The 1,104-nt window shown below is 45.3% G+C and carries 1 protein-coding gene; it reads left to right on the top strand.

The features are described from left to right. Nucleotides 1-132 precede the first annotated feature (132 nt). On the top strand, nucleotides 133-1,104 hold a 972-nt coding region (locus MICAI_RS17210; protein WP_039900453.1), incomplete at its 3' end, for a hypothetical protein.

The following is a 1,104-nucleotide window of genomic DNA, read 5'->3' as shown; positions in this document are numbered from 1 at the left end:
GTGGGAATTATGAATTATGAATTATGAATTATGAAGTGGGGTGTGGGGAGAACAAAGCTGCCTATTGCAAGAATTAATTCCCTTTTTCGAGAAAGTCAATACAATGGGTGGAAAGCGAGTTAAAAAGGTTCGATGAATCGACAAAGACGGCAAAAATCAAGACAATTTTCTCTCCCCAGATATTCTATCTTTCCCCCGGAACAATGGCGATCGGGAGTGACTTCTTTGGTGATTAGTTTGGTCTTGTCCCTACTGATTTTAAAACTGAATACCTCTAGTCTCTCCACTGCCACCATAAATATTTTTAATCCCTCCACTGTGGGGGAGAATTTAGCCGGTAAGAGCCTAGATGAGTTAGAAAAGCAGAAAATCGCCGAATTTTTGCAAATTACCCCGCCAGAAACCGAATTAACCCTCGATCGCACCCCTTTGTTTATTCTCCACGATACAGCTTGGAGTATGACTGCGGGTAACATCGAAGAACAGAAAAAATATGCTCGCGGTCCGATGAAATTGGGTCCGAATGTTTACATCCCCCGCAAACCGAATTCCAGGGATAGAGATATTTTAGACTCGATCGCCCGGCCTTTTTTTGAACGTCACCGTCCCACGGCCACTTTTTACGAACAAGCGGCCGAAATGCTGCCCGCAGACACCAGAGATCAATTAGTGCGTCAACTGTGGCAACTTACCCCAGAAACTATCCGCGTCAAGGGTTTTGCACTTGCTTTAGCGGGTGTTCCTTTGAGTACGCGATCGTCCCCTGAGTTAGAAAAAAGGGCGAGAATATGGTTAAATACGCCTTCAGAAGCCGTCTTTAGGCGTTTAGTCAAAGAATATCCCACAAATTACTTTGATGGAGCAAAAAGCACCGCATTATGGGCAACAGAAGCGATTTGTCAGCAGCTATCTCACCCTAATTGCGATCGCTTGCGACCAATTTTTGCCGAAAGAAATCGTCGGGTTATCTCCAGCGTTAACATTGAACTGGTACAAGCGCCGGGATCCCACTGTTTGACCAAAGGACGCTTGCAACCCCTCCCCGGTTACAGCGATTTTCAATACCAACAAACGGCGAAATATTATCTCCTCGCAGCCTTACAA

This window comes from Microcystis sp. T1-4, assembly GCF_000297435.1.
Classification (GTDB): Bacteria; Cyanobacteriota; Cyanobacteriia; order Cyanobacteriales; family Microcystaceae; genus Microcystis.
The sequence above is the reverse complement of the archived record's forward strand: the minus strand, read 5'-3'. Positions and strand labels throughout refer to the sequence as shown.